Origin of the sequence: Paracoccus sanguinis, assembly GCF_012689545.1 — a bacterium.
GTDB lineage: Bacteria > Pseudomonadota > Alphaproteobacteria > Rhodobacterales > Rhodobacteraceae > Paracoccus > Paracoccus panacisoli.
The window spans coordinates 680,758-696,578 of record NZ_CP051542.1; the positions used below are offsets into that span (position 1 = coordinate 680,758).

Genomic DNA, 15,821 nt, shown 5'->3' on the forward strand with positions numbered 1-15,821 from the left:
GCTCAGCCGATCTCGGCGAAGGCGTCGGGGTCGGTGCTGCGGATGAGCCGGCAGGCCGCGACCCGGGCGATGTCGCGCAGGATTCGCGCCCGGCGCGCGGGCGCGAGCCGGGCCTCGGGCGCCATCCGGGTCATCTCGGCCCCATAGGCATCCGCGACGATCAGCCCCGAGCCGTCGGGCAGAAGCTCGGTCGGAAACTCGCAGTCGGTGGCCCAAAAGAAGCGGTCGCACCAGTCGAGGTAGCCCTGCCACTTGTGGTCGGCGGCAAAGTCGGCGCGGCAGCTCTTGCACTCGATCACCCAGATCTCGCCCGAGGGCGCGACCGAGATCACGTCCACCCGCAGCCCGCCCGCGGGCACGAACTCGCAGAGCGGCGCGTGGCCCATGCCGACGAGCATCCGCGCGACGCCGCGCGCCAGCCGCTGACCGGGCATCGGCGGCAGGTCGGGGATCGGGGCGGGATCGGGCGCGTCCTTCATCCCCCAAGCATGAACGAACCGGAAACATCCTGCAAGCGCGCCGCCGCGGCACGGTGGCACGCGGTCGGTCTTGCGGAACCCCGCGCCGATCCCTAGCTATCCCCTTGGCGGGTTTCTGCTCTTCTCGTGATCGGCCATTTTTTCCACTGGCCTATAATTTCTCGATGGGAGCTGGCTCTGGCGTGGCCCTGGTCACGTTACCCGGCGCCCACCTGGTACTCCAGGCTTTCGGGAAAACCTGTGTCGGCACGGTTGCTGCGGTTCCCGCCACCCTTCCCCCCTCGTCATCCCGTCCCAAGCGCCACGCGGCACCCGCCGCCTGCGCATGGAAAAAGGGGCAGCCTCGCGGCCGCCCCTTCCCCAGAGAGCTTCGATCAGAGGGAAGCCGATCAGAAGCCGTACACCAGCGACACACCCAGGGTGTTGTCGGTGCGGATCGCACGATCCTCGACGTACTCGGTCTTGTAGGACACGCGGGTCGAGAAGGCGTCCGACATCTTGAAGTTCAGACCCAGCTCGTTGGTCGCCGTCGCGGGCGAGTCTTCCGAGGTCAGATAGTCCGTGTCGTTGGTCAGGAACATCTGGTCGTTGAACTTGTGGTAGAAGCGCGACGACACGATGTAGCCGGTCCCGGTGTTCGAATCCAGGTTGTCCGAGGTGCGCGCACGCAGCGAACCGTCGTCGTTCACGGTGTTGACGGTCTGGGTGTAGCGGATGCCCACACCAGCCTGCACGCGCCACGCGGTCGTGTCGTTGTTGATGATGCGGTAGCCGGGACCGAAGCCCAGGAACGCATCACGCTTCAGACGGCGGTCCATGTCGCGGTAGGTCGCGAGATCGTCGTCGTCCGCCAGGTTCAGGTCGTCGTAGTCGTCGGCGAGACCGTCGGTGGTCACGCGGCCGAGCGCGAAGGCGTAGAACTGGTCGTTGAAGTAGTAGTTGCCGTCGTAGATGACCGAGGTCTTCTTGGTGTCGGTCTCGCCGTTGTCATCTTCGCTGTACTCGAGCAGGATGCCGACCGACTGCTGGAACGGGCCCTGGTTGTGCGACAGGCGGCCAGCGAGGTTGAAGTCCTGGTTCTCGGTGTTGCCGGTGCGGCCGGCATAGGTCAGCGCAACCGAGCCGAAGGTGCCGGTGCGGCGGTCGGCCGGGCCGAAGCGGGCCGGGTCGTTCGACCGGGCGAAGTCGTCACGGACGGCGTCTTCGACGTCGGTGATGCGGTCATCGACCTGGGTCACGCCAGCGACGTTGGCGCCGGTCGAGATTTCCGTCTGCGCGAAGGCCGGGGCGCCCAGCATCACGGCAAGGGCGGAGGCGCTGGTGAACAGGGCAAACTTGGTCATGTCATCCTCTCATTCCAAAGTCAGGGTCGCCGGTGCGACCGCTTGTGAGAGTGAGGTAGGGACGCGGGCCGGGGGATTGAACCTTCGCGCGGGACCGGATGCGGTTCACGGGAACGTGAAGGCAGGTGAGGAAACCGAGGCGCCCAAGCTACGGCAAAAATCTCATGGCTCGCTTGAGGCATGCAATGGTTGAAGAAATCGTGACGCGGAAAGGGAGTGGCCGGCTCACGCTCTGCTCACGATTGCGAGCCGCAAAAGGCATGACCGTGCAAAACTGTTGCAAAACCCACACAACCCGGAAGGGACGTACCGGAGCCGGCCGTCGCCGCCCCGCGGCCGTAGCTCAGCGGTGCGCGCGACCGCCGGCCGTGGCGCTGACGCGCACCGGCTCGCCCCGCACGACCGGGGCGCGGGTGCCGCCGCGCGGGCCGTCCTCGGGCTCGGCCATGCGCATGACCGCGATGCCGAACTGCACGCCCGCGAAGAGGATGGTGTTGAACACGACCAGCATCACCAGCGCGAGCCAGCCGCCCGAGGTCTCGAGCGTCAGGTGGCGCAGCCCGGCGACGTCCAGCGCCACCAGCGCGACGGTGAAGACCAGCGCAAGCACCCCGCCCAGCAGGATGTTGCGGATGTAGAGATGCACGAGTTCGGGCATGGCGCGGCTCCTTGGCTGAAGCCCAGCCTATACCCCGCCCGCGGCGCTGTCACCCGGCAACGCAAGGCGCGGGGCGGGGCGCGGAGCAAGGCGCGGGGGCGTCGCGCCCCCGGCCAGCGTCAGAACGTGTCCGGCTGCGCCTCGCGCGCCATCTGGTCGAGCACCGCATTGACGAAGCGGATCTCGCGCCCGTCGGGGAAGAAGGCGTCGGCGATGGCCACGTATTCCGAGATCACCACCCGCGGCGGGGTCAGGCCGGTGACCAGCTCGGCCCCCGCGGCCCGAAACAGCGCCCGCAGCACCGGGTCGATGCGCGCGATCGGCCATTTCGCCACCAGCGCCCGGTCGGTCATCTGGTCGATCCGGGCCTGCCGCTCGACCACAGCGTCGAGGATCGCCGCGAACAGCGTCTCGTCGGCCTCGGGCGTCGTGCCCTCTTCGTACTCGGTGGCGATCCGCCAGTCGCGGAACTCGCGCGCGACGCGGTCGGCGGACTGGTCGGCGGCCTCCATCTGAAAGAGCGCCTGCACGGCGTAAAGCCGCGCCGCGCCGCTGAGTGCCCGGCGTTCGGACCCGCTCGGCCGGCTCATGCCCGTCCCTCCGCGTCCGACACGCCGTCGAGCGCGCCGGCCAGCCGGATCACGTCCGGCCGGTCGTCGCGCCCCGGTGCGCCGGCGCGTCCCGCGCCCGCCCAGCGGCGTTGCAGCGCGATCAGGTGCAGCGCCGCGGCGGCCGCCCCGCCGCCCTTGTCCTGTCCCTCGGGGTCGGCGCGGACCACCGCCTGCTCCATCGTCTCGACGGTCAGGATGCCGTTGCCGAGGCAGAGCCCCTGCAGGCCGAGCAGCGTCAGCCCGCGCGAGCTGTCATTGCAGACCGTGTCGTAATGCGTCGTCTCGCCGCGGATCACGCAGCCGAGCGCCACGAACCCGTCGTAGTTCGCCAGCCGCCCGGCCATCGCCACGGCGGCCGGGATTTCGAGCGCGCCGGGCACCTCGACCAGATCGACGCTGGCGCCCGCCGCCTCGGCGGTGCGGCGCGCGCCGGCGATCAGCGCGTCGGCGATGGCCCGGTAATAGGGCGCCACGACGATCAGCAGCCGCACCGGCGCATCGAACCGCGGCAGCGGCAGGGTGGAGTGTTCGGTCAGCGCGGCCATCAGCTTGCGTCCTGCGGAATCGGGCGGGTGGACTGGATCGTCAGGCCATAGGCGTCGAGCCCCACGACCTTCAGCGGCGCCGAGTTGGTGAGCAGCACCAGGTCCGACAGCCCCAGCGCCGAGAGGATCTGCGCCCCGAGCCCGTACTGGCGCAGCGTGTGCGGCGAGGCCTCGCCCGGCCGCGGCAACAGCGGCGAGAGGTCGCGCAGCAGCACCACCACGCCGCGCCCCTCGGCGGCGATCAGGCGCATCGCGGCAGGCAGGTCGCCCGCCCGCTCGCGGCTCACGCCCAGCACGTCGTGCAGGGGGTCGAGCGCGTGCATCCGCACCAGCACCGGGCCGGGGGCGGTCAGGTCGCCCATGCTCAGCACGATGTGCTCGGCGCCTTGGGTCTCGTCGGCGAAGACACGCATGGTCCACTCGCCGCCATGGGCGGTGACGGTGCGCTGGTCACGCTCGGCGATCAGATTGTCGTGGCGGCGACGATAGGCGATCAGGTCGCTGATGGTGCCGATCTTCAGCCCGTGCTTCTGGGCGAAGGCCACGAGGTCCGGCAACCGCGCCATGCTGCCGTCGTCGCGCATGATCTCGCAGATGACGCCTGCGGGGTTCAGCCCGGCGAGGCGGGCGATGTCCACGGCCGCCTCGGTGTGGCCGGCGCGGACCAGCACCCCGCCGTCGCGGGCGCGCAGCGGGAAAACATGGCCCGGCGTGGCGATGTCGGCCGCGCCCTTGGTCGGGTCGATGGCGACCGAGACGGTGCGCGCCCGGTCATGGGCCGAGATGCCGGTCGTCACCCCCTCGCGCGCCTCGATCGACAGCGTGAAGGCCGTCTCGTGGCGCGAGGAGTTCTTGGGGCTCATCAGCGGCAGCCCGAGCGCGTCGATGCGCGCCGCGGGCAGCGCCAGGCAGATCAGCCCGCGCCCGTGGGTGGCCATGAAGTTGATCGCGTCGGGCGTCGCCATCTGCGCGGGGATGACGAGGTCGCCCTCGTTCTCGCGGTCCTCGTGATCGACCAGCACGAACATCCGGCCGTTGCGGGCGTCCTCGATGATCTCCTCGATGCCCGAGATGGCATCGGACCAGTCCCGCTCGACGGGTCCGGGCTGTTCATACTGCATGGCTCTGTCCGCGGCCGTTGGTGGGGCGTGCTGCATCCGCGCGACTTAGCGCAGGAACAAGGCGGGTGAAAGGGCGCGCCGGGGGAAAGGCCGTGACGCCAGACCGGCGCGGACCGCCCCGATGCGCCGCTGACGCAACGGAAGGGCGCCGCGGCGCGGTTGCGCCCGCTTCTCTCTGGCCCGGATACCCGGCGACGCCCGCCACCCGCGCGGTGCGGGCAGGATCACCCCGCCTCGGCCAGCCGCGCCACATAGCGCGCCAGCGTGTCGATCTCGAGGTTCACGAGATCGCCCTCGCGCACCCCGCCCCAGGTCGTGACCGACTGGGTGTGGGGGATCAGGTTGACGCCGAAGCGGTTGCCCTCGACCTCGTTCACCGTGAGCGAGGTGCCGTTCAGCGCGACCGAGCCTTTCGGCGCGATGAACCGCGCCAGATGCGCCGGCGCCTCGAGCGTCAGGCGCAGGCTGTCGCCCTCGGGGCGGGCGGCGACGATCCGCGCCACTCCGTCCACGTGACCCGAGACGATGTGCCCGCCGAGTTCGTCCCCGACCCGCAGCGCCCGCTCGAGGTTCAGGCGCTGGTCCGGGGTCCAGCCTTGGGCGCCGATATTGGTCTTGTCGAGCGTTTCGGCCGACACATCGACCGCGAACCAGTCGGGGCCCTTGTCCACGACCGTCAGGCAGACGCCGTCGCAGGCGATCGAGGCCCCCAGGTCGACCGTGGACAGGTCATACGTCGTGGCGATGCGGGCGCGCAGGTCGCCGCGGGCCTCGGCGTCCACGACGCGGCCGATGTCGGTGATGATTCCGGTAAACATGACGCAGTCCTTCGCTCGCACCCCGCGCGCCCGCAACGGCACGGGGCGTCCAGACGATGGGGTCGGAGGGGGCCGGAGACAAGGGGCCGCGGGCGCCGTGCCGGACCCTGAGCCGCCGGACGCCGGCTGCGGCGGGGGCGGTTCAGTCCAATTGTGCAAAACGTCACCTTGACCCGTCCCGCCCTGCGGCATGATCCTTGCCGGCACGACGCGCCTCTTTCGGCCCGCGGGGGCATGACGATTCGAGTTTCTGTTTCACGCCGCTTTTCCTGGTTGCGCGCATGACCGCCAGCTTCTTCGCGCCGCGCGCGGGGGCCGACCCTGCCCGCGCCCCTGCCCCGCGCCCCGGGGTCGAGCCGGCGTCCGCGGTCCCGGCCCCCGCCCCCGTGGCGGCGCAGCCCGCGGGCCAGCGGGTGTTCCTGCTGCTGCAAGGCCCGCACGGGCCGTTCTTCGACCGGCTCGGCCGGCTGCTCCGCGACAGCGGGGCGCAGGTGTGGCGCGTGGGCTTCAACGCCGGGGATGCGTTCTTTTGGCGCGACCACGACCACTACATCCCCCATCGCGACAGCCCCGAGGACTGGCCGGCCCATCTCGACGCGCTGATCGACCGGCTCGGGGTGACCGACATCGTGCTGTACGGCGACGTGCGCCCCATCCACGCCGCCGCGCGGGCGGCGGCGGCCGATCGCGGCCTCGTCCTGCACGTCTTCGAAGAGGGCTACTTGCGCCCCTACTGGATCAGCTACGAGCGCGGCGGCTCGAACGGCCATTCGGCGCTGATGCAGATCGGGCTCGACCGGATGATTGCGGCGCAGCGCGACTTCGGCGACGACGTGAACCGCCCGCCCGCGCATTGGGGCGACATGCGCGAGCACAAGTTCTACGGCGCGCTCTATCATTTCCTCGTGCTGACCGCGAACCGCCGCTATCCCGGCTTCGCCTCGCACCGCGAGGTGCCGCTGGGGCGCGAGTTCCGGCTGAACCTGCGCCGGCTGCTGCTCTCGCCGGTCCATGCGCTGCGCCGCCGGGTGCAGGCGCGGCGCATCCAGTCGCGCGGCTTCCCCTATGCGCTGGTGCTGATGCAGCTCGAACATGATTCGAGCTTTCTCGCCCACTCGCCCTATCGCCGCATGGCCGAGTTCACCGCCGAGGTGCTGACCGCCTTTGCCCGCGCCGCGCCCGGCCATCACCACATCGTCTTCAAGTCGCACCCGCTCGAGGATGGGCGCGCGGCCCTCGATCAGGTGATCCGCGAGCAGGCGGGCAAGCTCGGCATCGCCCACCGGGTGCACCTCGTGCAGGGCGGCAAGCTCGCCGGGCTGCTCTCGCAGGCCCGTGCGGTGGTCACGATCAACTCGACCGCCGCCCAGCAGGCGCTGTGGCGCGGCCTGCCGGTCAAGGCGATGGGGCGGGCGGTCTACTGCAAGCCGGGCCTCGTCTCGGACCAGCCGCTCGAGGATTTCCTGCGCCACCCCGACCCGCCCGACCGGCGGCTCTACAAGCACTACCGCAACTACCTGATGGACACCTGCCAGGTGCCGGGGGGTTCTATGCGGCGCTCTCGCGCGCCCACGCGCTGCGGCTGGTGGTGGACATGATGCTCGACCCCGACGACCCGTATGCGGCGCTGGAAAGCGGGCGCGCGGCGAACCGGCAACAGATGGCTGATGAATGATGCCCCGCCCATGCCGGACGGCAGAGGCGGATGGAATTGACCTCCGCGACGCGATAGTGTCGCCGGCAACGACGAGGCGGCGCCATGCCGCCCATGTGGACAGGAGACGTTTTCGTGGTTGACCTGAGCTTTACCCCTCGAGCCGGCGCGCCCCGCAGGCGCCTGACCGTGCTGGCCACCGCGCTCGTCTCGGTGGCGCTGCTGGCGGGCTGCGGGCTGCCGCGCTCGGGACCCAACAAGAACGAGATCTTCCAGGGCGCCGTCGAACGCGGCGGCAACACCCACATCATCTACGTCAACGACCACGTGGCGCGGGCGGCGAACTTCACCCCCGCCTATGGCTTCGGGTCGGACTTCACCTCGGCCGCCTCGGTCGGTGCCGACGAGATCCGGCCGGGCGACGTGCTCGGCCTGACGATCTGGGAAAACGTCGACGACGGGCTGCTCGCCTCGCTCGGGCAGTCGAACACCAACCTGCAGCAGCTTCAGGTGGACAGCGCCGGCTATATCTTCGTGCCCTATGCCGGGCGGGTGAAGGCGGCGGGGAACTCGCCCGACCGTCTGCGCCAGATCATCACCTCGCGGCTCGAGCAGCAGACGCCCGACCCGCAGGTGACCGTGACCCGCGTGGCGGGCGACGGCGCGACCGTGTCGGTGATGGGCAAGGTCGGCGGTCAGGGGGTGTTCCCGATCGAGCGGCCGACCCGCACCCTCTCGGCGATGCTCGCGCGCGCCGGCGGCGTGACCATCGACGCCGAGGTGGCGGTCGTCACCGTCAAGCGCGGCCGCAACACCGGCAAGGTGTGGCTGCGCGACCTCTACGCCAACCCGCGCTACGACGTGGCGCTGCGCCCCGGCGACGTGATCCTGGTCGAAGAGGACCAGCGCAGCTTCACCGCGATGGGCGCGCTCGGCGGCCAGACCAAGGTGCCGCTCGGGTCCGAAGAGATCAGCGCGATGGAGGCGATCGCCATGGTCGGCGGCCTCAGCACCAACCTGGCCGACCCGACCGGCGTCTTCATCCTGCGCGACGAGCCGATGTCGGTCGCCCGCCGGGTTCTGGGCCAGGACGTCTACGGCGACCAGCGGATGGCCTATGTGCTCGACCTGACGCGGCCGAACGGGTTGTTCCTCGCCCGCGACTTCATGATCCGCGACGGCGACACGGTCTATGTGACCGAGGCGCCCTATGTGCAGTGGCAGAAGACCCTCGGCGCCATCACCGGCGCGGCGGGTAGCGCGCGGTCGCTCGAATCGCTTGCCAACTGAGCCGGAACCGGAGCCTGACGACGCCGCGGCCCCCCCGCCGCGGCGTCTCTTCGTTCTGAACGCGGGGTTCTTCACCGGCCCCCGCGTCCGCCGCATCCTCGCGCTCGCGGGATGGCAACTGGCCGTGGGCCGTCCCGGCCCCGGTGACGCCGTGGGGGTGTGGGGGGCAAGCCCGACCGCCTGGCGCGGCCGGGCGCTCGCGGCGCGGACAGGCGTTCCGGTGGTAACGGTCGAGGATGCGTTCCTGCGCTCGGTCCTGCCCGGCCGCGACCGCTCGCGGATCGGGCGGCGCGGCCCCATCGGGCTGCTGATCGACCCCGAGGGGCTGCATTTCGACCCCGCCACCCCCTCGTGGATCGAGACGCTTGCCGCCTCGCCCGAGGCTGCGGCGCGCGCGGCCGAGGCACGCGAGGCCCTCGCCCGCCTGCAGGCGGCGGGGCTTTCCAAGTACAACGCCCACCGCCCCGGCACGCCGGCACCGGCGCCGGGCTATGTCCTCGTGGTCGACCAGACACGCGGCGACGCCTCGCTGACGGGGGCGGGGCGCGAGACGTTCCTGCGGATGCTCACCGCGGCGCGGGACGAACATCCCGGCGCCCGGGTCGTGGTGCGCAGCCACCCCGAGACGGCGGCGGGTCACCGTCCCGGCCACCTCGGCGCGTGCGACCTGCGCGGGGGCGAGACGCTCGACGCCAGCCCCGTGTCGCCATGGGCGCTGGTCGCCAACGCGCGCGCCGTCTACGCCGTCAGTTCGCAGATGGGTTACGAGGCGCTGCTGGCCGGTCACCGGCCCCGGCTTTTCGGACAGCCGTTCTACGCCGGCTGGGGGCTCAGCGACGACGAGACGCCGCTGCCCCGCCGCAGGGGCCGCGCGACGGTCGAGACGCTCTTTGCCGCGAGCCACCTGCTCGCGCCGGTCTGGTACGACCCCTGCCGCGACCGGCTGACGGATTTCGAGGGGGCGCTGCGGCAGATCGAGGCCGAGGCGCGCGCCTATGCCTTCGACCGCGACGGGCATCTGGCCTACGGGATGCGGCTCTGGAAGCGGCCCGCCATCGCCGCGATGTTCGGCGAAGGCGCGGGCGTTCGCTTCACCCGCCGGCCGTCGGACAAGGTGACGCTGGTCTGGGCCATCCGGGCGGATGAGGTGGCGCGGGAGGGGCAGACTGCGAGCCCGCCATCGCCCCAAATGACGCGGGCAGCGGAGCAGGCGTCGGCGAGGCGGGCGGTTGAGGCCGGTGCCCCACATCCACCCGGCCCAAAACCGCGGCGGATGCCGCGCACGGGGGGGACAGCGGACCACATGCTGCACCCCTCGGTCCCGCTGCTTGAGCCGGGCGAACCCGTCACCACCCCCGATATCCAACAGGTCTCTCATCCCCGTGCTACCAGCACCGGCGCTGCGCCAGCCGGTATCCCGCCAGCCCCACCCAGCTTCCGCGCTACTCTCGCTCGCGTCGAGGACGGCTTCCTGCGCTCGCGCGGCCTTGGCGCGGCCCTCGTGCCGCCGCTGTCGCTGGTCGCTGACGACCTCGGGATCTACTACGACCCGACCCGCGAAAGCCGGCTCGAGCGGCTGATCGCGACCCCGCTGCCGCCGGGCGGGTCGGCGCGCGCCGCGGCGCTGATCGACCGGCTGCGGGCCGCTGGGGTCACCAAGTACAACCTCGCAGGCGCCCTGCCTGAGCTGCCAAGTGACGGTCGCGTGCGCATCCTCGTGCCGGGACAGGTCGAGGACGACGCCTCGATCCGGCTCGGCGCGGGGGCTGAGCGCACCAATCTCTCCCTGCTGCGCCGCGTCCGGGCCGAGAACCCGCAGGCGCTGATCGTCTGGAAGCCGCACCCGGATGTCGAGGCCGGGCTGCGCCCCGGCGGCATCGCCGCGCCCGACCTCGCCGGGCTGGCCGATGTAACCGCGGCCCATGCGCCCGCGGCGGAGCTGATCGACGCGGTGGATACGGTCTGGACCATCACTTCGACGCTGGGGTTCGAGGCGCTGCTGCGCGGCAAGCCGGTCACCACCCTCGGCGCGCCGTTCTACGCCGGGTGGGGGCTGACCTGCGATCTCGGCCCGGTGCCCGCGCGGCGGCGGGCGCGGGTCGATCTGCCGACGCTCGTCCACGCGGCGCTGATCGCCTATCCGCGCTACCGCGATCCGGTCAGCGGCCTGCCCTGCCCTGTCGAGGTCGCGCTGGACCGGCTGGCCGACGACGCCGTGGCCCCGCAGGACCGGCGGCTGCGGTTGCTCGCCAAGGTCCAGGGGGCGCTGGCCGGGCACAGCTGGCTCTGGCGCTAGCCGGGCGGCCACCACCGCTACCCAGCGCCAGACCCTCGCCAGCCACCCTATCCCTGCGAATCGCGTCATGGCCCGAGACTGCCCGCGACGGGTGAATCCGCAGTTAAGTCCGCCTCACATGAGGTCGCGGACCCAGCGGTGGAAGACGTCCCCGCCCAGCGCCCGCGTCTCGACCAGCCGGAAGCGCGGGGCGTCGGCCAGCGCGCCGAGCCCCAGCGGCCCCACCGCCGCCCGGCCGTCGGCGCCCAGCACCACCCCCGCCGTATAGCCCGCGAGCTCGTCGACCAGCCCCGCCGCCAGCAGCGCCGCCGCGAGCTGCCCGCCGCCCTCGCAGAACACCCGCGTGATCCCGCGGCGACCCAGCTCGGCCAGCGCCTCGGGCAGCGGGCCGGGCAGCACCCACAGCGGGCCGTGCGCGTCATCCTCAGGCGGCAGCGCCGGGATCGGGGCGCCCGCGATCACCACCCGCACCGGCTGGCGCACCGCGCCGAAGCCGCCCACGTTCAGCGCCGGGCGGTCGGCCCGCGCCGTCCCCGCCCCCACCATCACCGCGTCATGGGTCAGCCGCAGCAGGTGGACATGGCGGCGCGCGGCCGGGCCAGTGATCCAGCGGCTTTCGCCCGCCGCCGTGGCGATGCGGCCGTCGAAGCTGGTGGCGAGCTTCAGCGTCACCATCGGCCGCCCCTGCGTGACCCGCGTCAGGAACCCGCGCTGCAGCGCCGCCGCGGCCTCGGCGCGGACCCCCTCGACCACCTCGACGCCCGCCGCGCGCAGGATCGCGTGGCCGCGACCGGCGACCCGCGGATCGGGATCCGTGAGGCTCGACACCACCCGCGCGACGCCGGCCTGCACCAGCGCCTCGGCGCAGGGCGGGGTGCGGCCGTGATGGGCGCAGGGCTCGAGCGTGACATAGGCCGTGGACCCGCGCGCCGCCGCCCCGGCCTGGTCGAGCGCCATGCGCTCGGCGTGCGGACGCCCGCCCGGCTGGGTCCAGCCGCGGCCGACGACGCGGCCGGCGTTGACGATCACGCATCCGACCGCAGGGTTGGGCCACACGTTGCCTAGGCCCCGCGCCGCCAGCCGCAGGGCGTGGTCCATGTGGGCAAGGTCGGTCGGATCGCGCATCGGGCCTTCGCGTCCGTCCCGCAGGGGACTGGCCGCGCTCACTCGTCGGGGGTGTTCGGCCGCAGCTCGCTGACGAAACGGTCAAAGTCGTCCGCGGCCTGGAAGTTCTTGTAGACGCTCGCAAAACGGACGTAGCCCACGGTGTCGATGCGGGCCAGCGTCTCCATCACGATCTCGCCGATCACCTTCGAGGAGATGTCGGTCTCGCCCATGCTTTCGAGGCGGCGGACGATGCCCGAGATCAGCTGGTCGAGCCGCTCGGCCTCGACCGGGCGCTTCTGCATGGCGATGCGGATCGAGCGCGCGAGCTTGTCGCGGTCGAAATCCTCGCGCCGGCCGCTCGACTTGATGACCACCAGATCGCGCAGCTGCACCCGTTCGTAGGTGGTGAAGCGCCCGCCGCAGGCGGGGCAGAAGCGGCGGCGGCGGATGGCGACGTTATCCTCGGCCGGGCGCGAGTCCTTGACCTGCGTATCGACGTTTCCGCAGAACGGACAGCGCATGGATGGACCCTCGGTCGTTGCCAGACGCCGCGACTATACATGAGCGCGAGGCTTTGGGTAGCGCCTGATTCGGGCCACAAGATGCGGTTTTGCCGGCTGTGGCGGGAAAGCTATAGCGGCTGGAACGCCAGCGCGACCTCGCGCCGATGCGGGGCGCGGCGATGCTCGACGAGGAAAACCCCCTGCCAGCGTCCGAGCAGCAGCCGGCCGCGCTCGACCGGGATCGAGAGGCTGACCGGGAGGAGCGCAGCCTTGAGATGGGCAGGCATGTCGTCCGGCCCCTCGAGGGTATGGGTCAGGAACGCCATCGCCGGGTCGGTGGCGGGCGGCACCAGCCGATCGAGCCAGGCGAGCAGGTCGCGCTGCACGTCGGGGTCGGCGTTCTCCTGCACCAGCAGGGAACAGGATGTGTGCCGCACGAAAGCCGTCAGAATGCCATCCGCGGCACCGATCCCCGTCAGCCAGTCCCCGATCCGGCCGGTGATCTCATGGCTGCCGGGCCCCGCCGTGCGGACCTCGATCAGGGTCAGCGTCCCGCGTCGAGCCAGCCTTGCCAGTCGAAGTCCCGCACCCGGTCGGCCTCGGCCCGCGCGCCGGCCTCGCCGCCATAGGACGAAAGCGCCTCGTCGGCGGGGAGCATCACGTGCTTCGCGGCATTCTCGGACGAGATGACGATGCTGCCCAGATCAGGCAGCGCGTGGGCACGCAGCCAGTTCCCGACCGCCGTCAGCGCGCCCGCGACCGGCTGCGCGGCGCTGCCGAGCTGCTGCGCGAGGTCGTCGTAGGTGAGATAATGCGGCCCGTCGCCGGACAGGCGGCTTCGCACCAGCGCGATCAGCACGGATTTCTGGAAGTCGGTCAGGGCGGTCGCGGGCTGGGTCGTGTCGGTCATGGGTCCTCCTGTGTCTAGGACCCAATGTGCGCGGGGGCGCGAGGTTCCCTACTCGGCGGCGAGTTCCGGGTCGCGGGCGGCCCCGGCCCCGCCCTCGTCGCGGTCATGCGCCAGCTCGATCCGCCGGGTCGTCCGCGCGCCGAGTTCGCGCAGCAGTTCGGCCTGCCGCACGACGTTGCCCGGCCCGCGCGAGAGCCGCCCCACCGCCGCCGCATGGGCGCGGGCAGCGGCGTCAAGCGCGCCGCCCGCCTCGTCCAGCGCCGCCACCACGCCCGCGAGCTTGTCGTAGAGCATCCCGGCGCGGGCGGCGATCTCGGCCGCACCGCGCTCGCGCCGCTCGACGGTCCAGAGGTGCTCGACGGTCTTCAGCGCCAGCATCAGCGTCGAGGGGGTGGCGATCCCGACCCGCCGCTCGAGCGCCTCGGCGGTCAGCCGTGGCTCGACCCGCAGCGCCTCGGCGAAGGCGCCCTCGACCGGCAGGAACATCAGGACGTAATCCACCCCCTCGGCGTCGAGCGACTGGTACGCGCGGGACGAGAGCTCGGCCACATGGGCGCGGATCGCGGCGACATGGCGGCGCAGGGCGGCGGTGCGGGTGGCGTCGTCCTCGGCCCCCGCCGCGTCGGCATAGGCGTTGAGCGAGCATTTAGCGTCGATCACCAGCGACCGCCCGCCCGGCATCGTCACCACGACGTCGGGCCGCCAGCGGCGCCCCTCGGCATCCGTGGTGCCGGTCTGGGTGCGGTAGTGCTGCCCCGAAACCAGCCCCGCGGCGTCGAGCACCTGGGCGAGGATCATCTCGCCCCACGCCCCCTGCCGCTGCTTGTCGCCCCTGAGCGCGCGGGTCAGCGCCACCGCATCGCGGCCGATCTGCTCAGAGCGCTGGTGCAGCCCCTCGATGTGGGTGCGCAGCGCCGCCTGCGCGGCCTCGCCCGCGCGCTGGCCCGCCTGCACCTCGTCCTGGAACCGCGCCACCTGCTCGCGGAAGGGGGTCAGCAGCGCGGCCAGCCGCTCGGCGTGGGCGCGTTCGAGGTCGGCGCCCTGCCGGCGCAGGCTCTCGTCGGCCATCAGGCGGAACTGGTCGGCCATCTCGGCGCGCAGCGCGCGCAGCGTCTGCGCCTCGTGCGCGGCAATCTCGGCGTCGCGGGCGGCGGTCAGCCGGGCCGCGTCGAGCGCCCGTTCGAGCGCCGCGCTCTCCTGCCGGGCGCGGTGAAGGGCGTCGGCGAGGTTGTCTCGCTCTTCCGTCAACTCGGAGAGGCGGGCGCCCTGCGCGGCGGCCCGCGCCTCGGCCGCCGCCGCGGCGATGCGGGCCTGCGTCAGCACCGCCTCGGCCCGCCGCCGGCCGCGCCCCTGCGCCATGGCCCAAAGCACGGCGAGCACGAGGCCACCGGCCGCCACCGCCAGCCAAGTCGCGGCCCAGCCGTCACCCGCCCACGCGAGCCACGCCTCGGCCCGGGTCACGCCCTGCCCTGCCCGTCAGTTCCGTCGTCCATCCGCCGACCCGCCCCTGCCCTCGCGCGCAGGTTTTGCACCCGCCGCCGTTTGCCGACAGTGTTCGCGATTCGGTCCCGAATCGCAAGCGCCTGTCAGAGACCGGCGTGGCGGTGCTGCAGGAACGACAGAATTGTGTTGGCGTAGGCGCGGGTTTCGCGCTGCGCCACCGGGTCGTTGGCCAGCCACGTCAGCAGCGAACTGTCGCTCGAGGTCGAATAGCCCATCCGCCAGCCGCCGAACTGCCGCCGGTCCTGCGTCCCGCGCCAGAGATAGGTCAGGTTCGTGTGGCGCGGGTCACGCTCCATCCGCCCGCAGATCATGGCGAGCGGTTCGGCCGCCCCCTCGAGCCACTGGTAGAAGAACCCGTCCTCGTGATGCAGGAAGCCGGTCAGGTCCAGCTCGGCGTTGACCCGCCGCGCGGTCTCGAGCAGCTGGCGCGAGGCCTCGCTGTTCGGCGGCATCCGGGTCTCGCTGCGGTAGAGCACGAAGCTGATCGGCATGGGGGATCCTCCTGATATGGCGGAGAGATCCCGCAAGGATCAGCGATAGACGATCCGGCCCAGCGAAAGAAGATGGGGAGGGGCTCAACATTTGATGCCTTCCCCTGCGTCGCGGCACGGGACGCGGCGTCAGGCCGGCAGGCACCAGCCGGTCAGCGCCGCCGCCGCTGCGCCGTCGTGCAGGCGCAACGCCAGCTCTCCGTCGGGCTTGAGGCGGGCGTCGGGGAAGCGCGCCAGCATCGCCTGCGGCTCGACCAGCCCCGCGCGGATCGCCGGGCGGCGGACGTACCAGAGCACCCAGCCCTCGTTCAGCACCGCCGAGAACATCCAGTCCTCGCCGCGCCGGAAGCGCAGGTCGTGGGCGATGAACCCCTTGCTCGTCAGCTCGCGCGAGAAGCCCTCGGGCAGCGGACAGGTGACGACCTCGCGCCACGCCGCCCGCGCCCCGTCCGAGACGCCCTCGGCCGCCGCCAGCCAGTCGTCGCTCATCGC

The 15,821-nt window shown here is 72.1% G+C and carries 16 protein-coding genes, 1 other RNA gene and 1 pseudogene; 4 read left to right on the forward strand and 14 right to left on the reverse strand.

What is annotated here, in order from left to right; translation table 11 throughout:
* Positions 1 to 2 precede the first annotated feature (2 nt).
* Positions 3 to 479: an MmcB family DNA repair protein gene (locus HGN31_RS03245; RefSeq protein WP_168782318.1), complete on the reverse strand. Its 477-nt coding sequence runs from the start codon at positions 477 to 479 to the stop codon at positions 3 to 5.
* Positions 480 to 588: 109 nt separating this feature from the next.
* Between HGN31_RS03245 and ssrS the strand changes: the two genes are divergently transcribed.
* Positions 589 to 747: non-coding RNA, 6S RNA (ssrS, locus tag HGN31_RS03250), on the forward strand.
* 121 nt (positions 748 to 868) lie between these two features.
* Here the strand turns inward: ssrS and HGN31_RS03255 are convergent.
* From HGN31_RS03255 to HGN31_RS03280, 6 genes are all read right to left on the reverse strand, one after another.
* Positions 869 to 1,822: a DUF481 domain-containing protein gene (locus HGN31_RS03255; RefSeq protein ID WP_036704238.1), complete on the reverse strand. Its 954-nt coding sequence runs from the start codon at positions 1,820 to 1,822 to the stop codon at positions 869 to 871.
* A gap of 343 nt (positions 1,823 to 2,165) precedes the next feature.
* Positions 2,166 to 2,480, reverse strand: a complete 315-nt coding sequence (locus tag HGN31_RS03260; protein ID WP_036704240.1) for a hypothetical protein — start codon at positions 2,478 to 2,480, stop codon at positions 2,166 to 2,168.
* 119 nt (positions 2,481 to 2,599) lie between these two features.
* Positions 2,600 to 3,070, reverse strand: a complete 471-nt coding sequence (gene nusB / locus HGN31_RS03265) for a transcription antitermination factor NusB (protein WP_168782319.1) — start codon at positions 3,068 to 3,070, stop codon at positions 2,600 to 2,602.
* The gene (locus HGN31_RS03270) at positions 3,067 to 3,636 is read right to left on the reverse strand and encodes a 6,7-dimethyl-8-ribityllumazine synthase (protein ID WP_168782320.1); all 570 of its coding nucleotides are present in this window, start codon (positions 3,634 to 3,636) and stop codon (positions 3,067 to 3,069) included. Before HGN31_RS03270 ends, nusB begins: the two co-directional genes overlap by 4 nt.
* Positions 3,636 to 4,757 (reverse strand): 3,4-dihydroxy-2-butanone-4-phosphate synthase, encoded by a 1,122-nt coding sequence (gene ribB / locus HGN31_RS03275; protein ID WP_036708896.1) that lies wholly within the window; start codon positions 4,755 to 4,757, stop codon positions 3,636 to 3,638. The genes HGN31_RS03270 and ribB overlap by 1 nt, the downstream gene beginning before the upstream one ends.
* Before the next feature lie 224 nt (positions 4,758 to 4,981).
* Complete coding sequence (locus HGN31_RS03280; RefSeq protein ID WP_168782321.1) at positions 4,982 to 5,575, reverse strand: riboflavin synthase; 594 nt, start codon at positions 5,573 to 5,575, stop codon at positions 4,982 to 4,984.
* 386 nt (positions 5,576 to 5,961) lie between these two features.
* On the opposite strand from HGN31_RS03280, the pseudogene HGN31_RS03285 reads away from it, so the two are divergent.
* The 3 genes and pseudogenes from HGN31_RS03285 to HGN31_RS16415 all read left to right on the forward strand — a co-directional run bounded on the left by HGN31_RS03285 (position 5,962) and on the right by HGN31_RS16415 (position 10,815).
* Positions 5,962 to 7,250, forward strand: a pseudogene (locus tag HGN31_RS03285) (capsule biosynthesis protein).
* Positions 7,251 to 7,343: 93 nt separating this feature from the next.
* The gene (locus HGN31_RS03290) at positions 7,344 to 8,519 is read left to right on the forward strand and encodes a polysaccharide biosynthesis/export family protein (RefSeq protein WP_081962617.1); all 1,176 of its coding nucleotides are present in this window, start codon (positions 7,344 to 7,346) and stop codon (positions 8,517 to 8,519) included.
* Positions 8,509 to 10,815, forward strand: a complete 2,307-nt coding sequence (locus HGN31_RS16415) for a capsular polysaccharide biosynthesis protein (RefSeq protein ID WP_244961116.1) — start codon at positions 8,509 to 8,511, stop codon at positions 10,813 to 10,815. The genes HGN31_RS03290 and HGN31_RS16415 overlap by 11 nt, the downstream gene beginning before the upstream one ends.
* 114 nt (positions 10,816 to 10,929) lie before the next feature.
* Here HGN31_RS16415 and ribD read toward each other — a convergent pair whose 3' ends face one another.
* The 7 genes from ribD to HGN31_RS03330 form a co-directional block, all read right to left on the reverse strand.
* Entirely contained in the window at positions 10,930 to 11,913 is a 984-nt protein-coding gene (gene ribD, locus HGN31_RS03300; RefSeq protein WP_168783786.1) for a bifunctional diaminohydroxyphosphoribosylaminopyrimidine deaminase/5-amino-6-(5-phosphoribosylamino)uracil reductase RibD, read from the reverse strand.
* A 65-nt stretch (positions 11,914 to 11,978) separates the two neighbouring features.
* A complete protein-coding gene (gene nrdR, locus HGN31_RS03305; RefSeq protein ID WP_036703784.1) occupies positions 11,979 to 12,443 on the reverse strand; it encodes a transcriptional regulator NrdR in 465 nt (154 codons plus the stop codon).
* Between the two features lie 110 nt (positions 12,444 to 12,553).
* Positions 12,554 to 12,973, reverse strand: a complete 420-nt coding sequence (locus HGN31_RS03310) for a secondary thiamine-phosphate synthase enzyme YjbQ (RefSeq protein WP_168783787.1) — start codon at positions 12,971 to 12,973, stop codon at positions 12,554 to 12,556.
* Positions 12,970 to 13,335 carry a hypothetical protein gene (locus HGN31_RS03315; protein WP_168782322.1) on the reverse strand — a complete coding sequence of 122 codons (366 nt, stop codon included), beginning with the start codon at positions 13,333 to 13,335 and terminating at the stop codon, positions 12,970 to 12,972. Before HGN31_RS03315 ends, HGN31_RS03310 begins: the two co-directional genes overlap by 4 nt.
* A 48-nt stretch (positions 13,336 to 13,383) precedes the next feature.
* Entirely contained in the window at positions 13,384 to 14,796 is a 1,413-nt protein-coding gene (locus HGN31_RS03320) for a DNA recombination protein RmuC (RefSeq protein ID WP_244961118.1), read from the reverse strand.
* A 125-nt stretch (positions 14,797 to 14,921) separates the two neighbouring features.
* Positions 14,922 to 15,329: a BLUF domain-containing protein gene (locus HGN31_RS03325; RefSeq protein WP_168782323.1), complete on the reverse strand. Its 408-nt coding sequence runs from the start codon at positions 15,327 to 15,329 to the stop codon at positions 14,922 to 14,924.
* A 129-nt stretch (positions 15,330 to 15,458) separates the two neighbouring features.
* Positions 15,459 to 15,818: a hypothetical protein gene (locus HGN31_RS03330; RefSeq protein WP_168782324.1), complete on the reverse strand. Its 360-nt coding sequence runs from the start codon at positions 15,816 to 15,818 to the stop codon at positions 15,459 to 15,461.
* Positions 15,819 to 15,821 lie beyond the last annotated feature (3 nt).

What these genes read in the sequence shown, in the direction of transcription:
- HGN31_RS03245 (WP_168782318.1), bottom strand. Translation starts at nt 479, where the DNA reads ATGAAGGACGCGCCCGATCCCGCCCCGATCCCCGACCTGCCGCCGATG.
- HGN31_RS03255 (WP_036704238.1), bottom strand. Translation starts at nt 1,822, where the DNA reads ATGACCAAGTTTGCCCTGTTCACCAGCGCCTCCGCCCTTGCCGTGATG.
- HGN31_RS03260 (WP_036704240.1), bottom strand. Translation starts at nt 2,480, where the DNA reads ATGCCCGAACTCGTGCATCTCTACATCCGCAACATCCTGCTGGGCGGG.
- nusB (WP_168782319.1), bottom strand. Translation starts at nt 3,070, where the DNA reads ATGAGCCGGCCGAGCGGGTCCGAACGCCGGGCACTCAGCGGCGCGGCG.
- HGN31_RS03270 (WP_168782320.1), bottom strand. Translation starts at nt 3,636, where the DNA reads ATGGCCGCGCTGACCGAACACTCCACCCTGCCGCTGCCGCGGTTCGAT.
- ribB (WP_036708896.1), bottom strand. Translation starts at nt 4,757, where the DNA reads ATGCAGTATGAACAGCCCGGACCCGTCGAGCGGGACTGGTCCGATGCC.
- HGN31_RS03280 (WP_168782321.1), bottom strand. Translation starts at nt 5,575, where the DNA reads ATGTTTACCGGAATCATCACCGACATCGGCCGCGTCGTGGACGCCGAG.
- HGN31_RS03290 (WP_081962617.1), top strand. Translation starts at nt 7,344, where the DNA reads ATGTGGACAGGAGACGTTTTCGTGGTTGACCTGAGCTTTACCCCTCGA.
- ribD (WP_168783786.1), bottom strand. Translation starts at nt 11,913, where the DNA reads ATGGACCACGCCCTGCGGCTGGCGGCGCGGGGCCTAGGCAACGTGTGG.
- nrdR (WP_036703784.1), bottom strand. Translation starts at nt 12,443, where the DNA reads ATGCGCTGTCCGTTCTGCGGAAACGTCGATACGCAGGTCAAGGACTCG.
- HGN31_RS03315 (WP_168782322.1), bottom strand. Translation starts at nt 13,335, where the DNA reads ATGACCGACACGACCCAGCCCGCGACCGCCCTGACCGACTTCCAGAAA.
- HGN31_RS03325 (WP_168782323.1), bottom strand. Translation starts at nt 15,329, where the DNA reads ATGCCGATCAGCTTCGTGCTCTACCGCAGCGAGACCCGGATGCCGCCG.
- HGN31_RS03330 (WP_168782324.1), bottom strand. Translation starts at nt 15,818, where the DNA reads ATGAGCGACGACTGGCTGGCGGCGGCCGAGGGCGTCTCGGACGGGGCG.